At 40.3% G+C, this 6,563-nt stretch carries 3 protein-coding genes; all 3 read left to right on the forward strand.

The features are described from left to right. Positions 1-3,014 (forward strand): YadA-like family protein (locus F993_RS18435; RefSeq protein WP_004652157.1); only part of this gene is annotated, 3,014 nt, incomplete at its 5' end. 60 nt (positions 3,015-3,074) lie between these two features. Continuing rightward, positions 3,075-3,866 carry a trimeric autotransporter adhesin/peptidogylcan-associated protein TpgA gene (tpgA, locus tag F993_RS18430; RefSeq protein WP_004652158.1) on the forward strand — a complete coding sequence of 264 codons (792 nt, stop codon included), beginning with the start codon at positions 3,075-3,077 and terminating at the stop codon, positions 3,864-3,866. Positions 3,867-4,278: 412 nt separating this feature from the next. After that, positions 4,279-6,563, forward strand: a 2,285-nt coding sequence (locus tag F993_RS20310; protein ID WP_004652159.1) for an ESPR-type extended signal peptide-containing protein, incomplete at its 3' end; no start/stop codon positions are given.

Raw genomic sequence — 6,563 nt, forward strand, 5'->3', positions numbered from 1 at the left:
CCAAAGATGGCATCAATGCAGGTAATAAAGTCATTACTAACGTTGCTGATGGTGTAAATGGTAAAGATGCAGTCAATGTTGATCAGTTAACCAAAACCAAAGATGGTCTGGATAACAAGATTACCGATACCAACAACAAGTTAGATGACGCGAAGAAAGACTTGGGTAACCGTATCACCGATACCAAAGATCAGTTAACCACTCAGATTACCGATACAAAAACTGAGCTCAACAACACGATCAACAACACCAAAACAGAACTCAATACCAAGATTGATAACACCAAGACTGAGTTGGAAAACAAAGGCTTGAACTTTGCAGGTAATACTGGTGCGGATGTTCATCGTAAGTTGGGTGAGAAGCTAAACATTGTTGGTGGCGCTGATGCAGCAACAGCGGAAGACAAGACTAGCGGTGAAAACGTGATTACCCGTACCACAGCAGATGGCATCAAAGTTGAATTGTTGAAAGATGCGAAGTTTGACAGTATCACCACTGGCGACACGGTATTAAACGACAAAGGTGTAACCATTAAAGATGGTCCAAGCATCACTAAAGATGGCATCAATGCAGCTAATAAAGTTATTAGTAATGTTGCAGATGGTTCAATTGCCAAAGGTTCAAAAGATGCCGTGAATGGTGGTCAGATTCAGAATATTTCTGACAGCATCAAGAACAGCATCGGTGGTAACACCACGGTTAATCCAGATGGCAGTATCAGCACCAATAACATTGGTGGTACAGGTAAAGACAACATCAATGATGCAATCAAGTCGGTAGATGACAAAGTCACCAATGGTGTAAATGACCTGACCAATAAAGGTCTAAACTTTGCAGGTAATGCAGGTGCGGATGTTCACCGTAACTTGGGTGAGAAGTTAAATATCGTTGGTGGCGCTGATGTTTCAACAGCGGAAGAAAAAACCAGCGGTGAAAATGTTATTACCCGTACCACAGCAGATGGCATCAAAGTTGAATTGTTGAAAGATGCGAAGTTCGACAGCATTACCACTGGTGACACGGTATTAAACGACAAAGGTGTAACCATTAAAGATGGTCCAAGCATCACCAAAGATGGCATTAATGCGGGTGATAAAGTTATCAGCAATGTTGCTGATGGTTCAATTGCCAAAGGTTCAAAAGATGCGGTGAATGGTGGTCAGATCAAGAATATTTCTGACAGCATCAAGAACAGCATTGGTGGAAATACAACGGTCAATCCAGATGGCAGCATCACGACCAATAACATTGGTGGTACAGGTAAAAATAACATTAATGATGCAATCAGCAATGTGAAAGACGCTGCAACTAAAGCGAAAACTACAGTGACTGAAGGTGACAACATTGTTGTTAAAGAGACGACGAATAAAGATGGTAGTACCAACTACGAAGTTTCAACCAAGAAAGATCTTAATTTAGACAGCATCACGACTGGTGATGCGGTATTAAACGACAAAGGTTTAACCATTAAAGATGGTCCAAGCATCACTAAAGATGGCATCAATGCAGGTAATAAAGTCATTACCAATGTTGCAGATGGTTCAATCGCGAATGGTTCAAAAGATGCAGTGAATGGCGGTCAGATTAAGAATATTTCTGACAGCATCAAGAACAGCATTGGTGGAAACACAACGATTAATCCAGATGGCAGCATCAGCACCAACAACATTGGTGGCACAGGTAAAGACAATATCAATGATGCAATCAAATCAGTTGATGATAAGGTTACCAATGGCGTTAATGATGTGACCAATAAAGGTCTAAACTTCGCCGGTAATACTGGTGCGGATGTTCATCGTAAGTTGGGTGAGAAGTTAAACATTGTGGGTGGCGCTGATGCTTCAACAGCGGAAGACAAAACCAGCGGTGAAAACGTGATTACCCGTACCACTGAAGATGGCCTCAAGATCGAATTATTGAAAGATGCGAAGTTCGACAGCATCACCACTGGTGATACGGTATTGAACAACAATGGCTTGATGATTAAGGGTGGTCCAAGTATCACAATTAACGGTATTGATGCAGGTGGTAAGAAAATTACCAATGTCGCTGATGGCGTTGATGCAAAAGATGCGGTAAATAAAGGTCAGCTTGATAAGCAAATTAATGATGTTAAAGACCAAATTGGCAAAGAAATCGGTGACTTGTCAGACAACGCTGTGAAGTATGACAAAGACAAAGATGGCAATGTTGATAAAAACTCAGTGACTTTAGGCGGTGGCGATAAAGGCACAAACCTGAAAAATGTTGCTGATGGTAAGGTCGAAGAGGGGTCTAAAGACGCTGTAAATGGTGGTCAGTTATGGGATGTTCAGAAGCAAGTTGATAAAAACTCAAATGATATTCAGAACATCAATAACAACATCAATAACATCAATAATGGTAAGTCTGGTCTAGTTCAGCAACAGACACCAAATGGTGAAATTACCGTTGGTAAAGATACGGGTGGTACAAGTATCAATATGGCCGGTAAAGATGGTGACCGTGTGGTGCAAGGTGTTAAGGATGGTGAAATCAAAGCGGGTTCTAACCAAGCTGTGAATGGTGGTCAGATCCATAACATTTCCAACAGTATCAAGAACAGCATTGGTGGTGAGACGGTTGTTAATCAAGATGGCAGTATTACAACCAATAATATCGGTGGTACGGGTAAGAACAATATTAATGATGCGATTGGAAGTTTGAACCAGTCAAATCAAGAGTTGGGTAACAAGATCAACAACCTTGGTGATCAGTTACAACAAGTGTTCTATGACACCAACAAACGTATCGACAATTTGGAAGACAAAATGTCTGCGGGTATTGCTGCGACAGCTGCACTTGAGCAAGCACCTTATGTGCCAGGTAAGTTAACCATGGCAGTTGGTGCGGCTTACTACAACGATCAAAATGCAGTGGGTGTGACGTTCCGTCGTACTGCCGATAATGGTCGTTGGTCATTAACAACGGGTGCTGCTTTAGGAAGCCAAGGTAGCCCATTGGTACGTATTGGTGTAAGTACAATTATTGACTAATTGCCCTCAATAAGGAGAGTCCTAGACTCTTCTTATCCAACAGATATTGTGAGTAAAGAAATGAACAAGAATATTCAAATTTTGATGATGGCAACTTTAGTCGGTTTAACAACAACCACTACTTTTGCACAAGAAGAAGTTGTGGCTCAGCAAGAAGAAATTAAATTTCCAGCGGTTGAGAACAGCTATTTAAAACAAGTTCAGCGTTATGAATATGCTAATGTTGCACGTTTAGACATAGGTCTGACTAAAGATCAAATTCGTCACATTTTGGGCCACCCTCAATTTAGTGAAGGCGTATTCTTTATAAAAACTTGGAACTATGTTTTAGATATTCGTCAGCCAAATAGCCAAGACTATTTACGTTGCCAATTACGTGTCGATTTCAATAAGAAGTATCTTTCAGAAAGATTGTCTTGGAAAGGCGAAGCATGTGAAGGTCTAATGGCGTGGGGGGCTAATAACCAAGTTCCAAATGATACCAATGTAAGTGGTGCACGTTCTGGGAGTGTCTTCTTTGCATTTGATCGTTTTAATGTAAGTGCGATTGAACAAGGTTCTAGTTCTGTCGCTTCAATTGCACAACGTATTAAACAAAGCGTTTCAACTGGGCCAATTGTGGTTGCGGGCTTTGCTGACCCATTAGGGAAATTCACTTATAACCAACAACTGTCATCGCAACGCGCCAATACAGTAGCGAAACTGTTGGTGAATGAAGGCATTGATGCGAACCGCATTCAAATTCAAGCCAATAGCCAAACTGATCTATATCAGCAATGCGCTGGTAATAAAGCCAATCGTCAACTTGTGAATTGCTTGGCTCCAAATCGACGTGTAAATGTTTCTTGGTGAAATATTTAAGAATAAAAAGCCAGCATTTATTGCTGGTTTTTTTTGGTTTTAACATTTAGATACAAATATTAATGCGCAATTTGCACATAAATACAGAAAAAGATTGTCAATAACTGTCATGTATCGACTTTTTTTGTATATATATTTACATAATTTGAAAAATATGAGATCGGTTTTTTATTAATTATTAAAATTTAACTACTGATTTTTAATAAATTAAAATTTAAAACAAAAAATATAATATTCATTTTAATCGGTGATCTAGTAGGTGTACATCGTGTGTTAGTGTGATTTACTTCTCGTTTTAAAAAAGTTATTTTATAAGCAATAAATTACATTTCTTTACTTAATAGACAGACTTGTACACATAAGTGCACACGTTGTAACTTTTATCTGCGTTTGGAAAAATATTATGAATAAGGTTTATAAGGTTGTATGGAACGCCTCATTGGGTGCTTGGGTAGCGGTTTCGGAACTCGCTAAAACAAAAACTAAAAATCGAGGAAATGTAGGTCAGGTTGTTTCTTTAGATTTGGAAGAACATCAAGATAACTTAATTAAATTTTTTAATTACAAAGCATTATCTTTAGCCATTTTAACTATTCTCACGCCAGCACTCACATTTGCTGGATATACAGCTGGCGGTGGACAAGATAACCAAGGTACTGGGGTAGCAATTGGTAATGGTTCTAATGGTTCGGCACAAGTTGGTAGCAATGGAGCAGAAGCAATCGCAATTGGTGCGACAACAAGAGCTAATGGTAGTCAGTCAACTGTGGTTGGGAATGATATTACGGCCAATGGTGATCAATCAGTTGTTATCGGTTCTAATTTTAATAGCAATATGACGACTTCTACTGGTAAGGGGGGAGTTGCGATTGGTAGTGGTTTATATTCAGTAGGTGCAACAAAGTTATCAAGTCCGATGGCGAATGGTCTAGGCTCCTTAGCTTTGGGTTCTAGTGGCGATAATACGACAGGAACTGATGGTTTTGCGTACAATAAAAATGGCGCTGTAGCGACAGCTACTTATAGTGCAGCACTGATGATGGGGGCAAGCACACAAGGTGATCGATCTATCGCATTTGGCGTAAATGCTCAAACAGGTGCAAGTGCTGTAGATGGGGTTGCTCTAGGTACAGGTGCAAATGCAAGTGTAGCGAATTCTGTAGCACTGGGTGGGGGTTCGACAACAACTGCACCATCAGGTACGGGCTATATTACAAATTCAGCGGCCCCAACATCGGTTGTTTCTGTGGGGTCAGCTTCTAATCTCAGACGAATTCAGAATGTAGCAGATGGTGCTGCTGATCAAGATGCTGTGACAGTTGCACAACTTAAAGATGTAAATAACCGTGCAGTTGGAAATACAACTGCATTAGGTGGTGGTGCTACATACAATGCAGCAACTGATACTTATACTGCTCCAAGTTACACGATTAATAAGGCTGATGCTGGATCTTATGCTGCAGCAACTAATGTCGGCACAGCTTTGTCTAATTTGAATACTGAAATTCAAAGAGAAATTACGTTTGTTGGTAATACTGGAACCGTAGGACGTAATTTAGGTGAAACTCTAAATATTACTGGGGGATTGGCAGGAGCGAGTTCAAACAGTAATGTAAAAACAGTTATTACTGGAAATACTCTAGATATCCAGATTGCCAATTCTCCGAATTTTTCTGGAACAGTAACTTCAACTGGTCAGCAAGTGAATGGTAATAGTACTGTTACTGGCAATAGCATTGTTAATGGCACCTCAACGATTGGTAGTGGTGCGAATGCAGTTACTTTATCAGGCACAGCAAATGGCCTGGATGTTGGTGGTAAAAAAATTACCAATGTCGCAGCACCAACAGTTGGTAGTGATGCAGCGAATAAGACTTATGTCGATACTTTAGCAAATACGCCTCTTGGTTTTGTGGGTGATTCAGGAACCAAAGCAACCCGTAAATTAGGCGAAGACCTGAACGTTAAAGGCGGTGCGACAGGTACATTAACCAATGGCAATATTGGTGTTGTATCGAATGGTAGTAACCAACTTGATATTAAACTTGCTGAAACCGTTAATTTAGGTGCTAATGGTAGTGTAACTACAGGCAACAGCAAGGTTGATAACAGTGGGTTAACGATTACTGGTGGTCCAAGTGTTACCAATGCTGGAATTAATGCAGCGAATAAAAATATTAGTAATGTTGCAGATGCAACTACTGCTGATCAAGCCGTAAACAAAGGTCAGTTAGACACCGTAAGTACACAAGCTAATAAAGCGATTACCTTTACAGGAAATGCAAGAAAATCAGGTGATACAAAAGATGTAGATCGTAAGCTGGGTGAAACTATTGCGATCAGCGGAGCTGCGAGTACAGCAGGTACTTATAGTGGCGCGAATGTTAAAACCGTGACCGATCAAACAGGTTCAATTGCGATTCAAATTGCAGATGCACCTAACTTTGCAGGAACAGTGACATCAACTGGTCAGCAAGTGAATGGTAATAGTACTGTTACTGGCAATAGCATTGTTAATGGTACCTCAACGATTGGTAGTGGTGCGAATGCAGTTACTTTATCAGGCACAGCAAATGGCTTGGATGTTGGTGGTAAAAAGATTACCAATGTCGCAGCACCAACCGTAGGTAGTGATGTAACCAACAAGACTTATGTTGATGGCAAAGTACAAACCTTAGCAGACACACC

The organism is Acinetobacter proteolyticus, from assembly GCF_000367945.1.
Classification (GTDB): domain Bacteria; phylum Pseudomonadota; class Gammaproteobacteria; order Pseudomonadales; family Moraxellaceae; genus Acinetobacter; species Acinetobacter proteolyticus.

Coding starts and splice junctions, on each gene's coding strand:
- tpgA (WP_004652158.1), top strand. CDS start 3,075: ATGAACAAGAATATTCAAATTTTGATGATGGCAACTTTAGTCGGTTTA.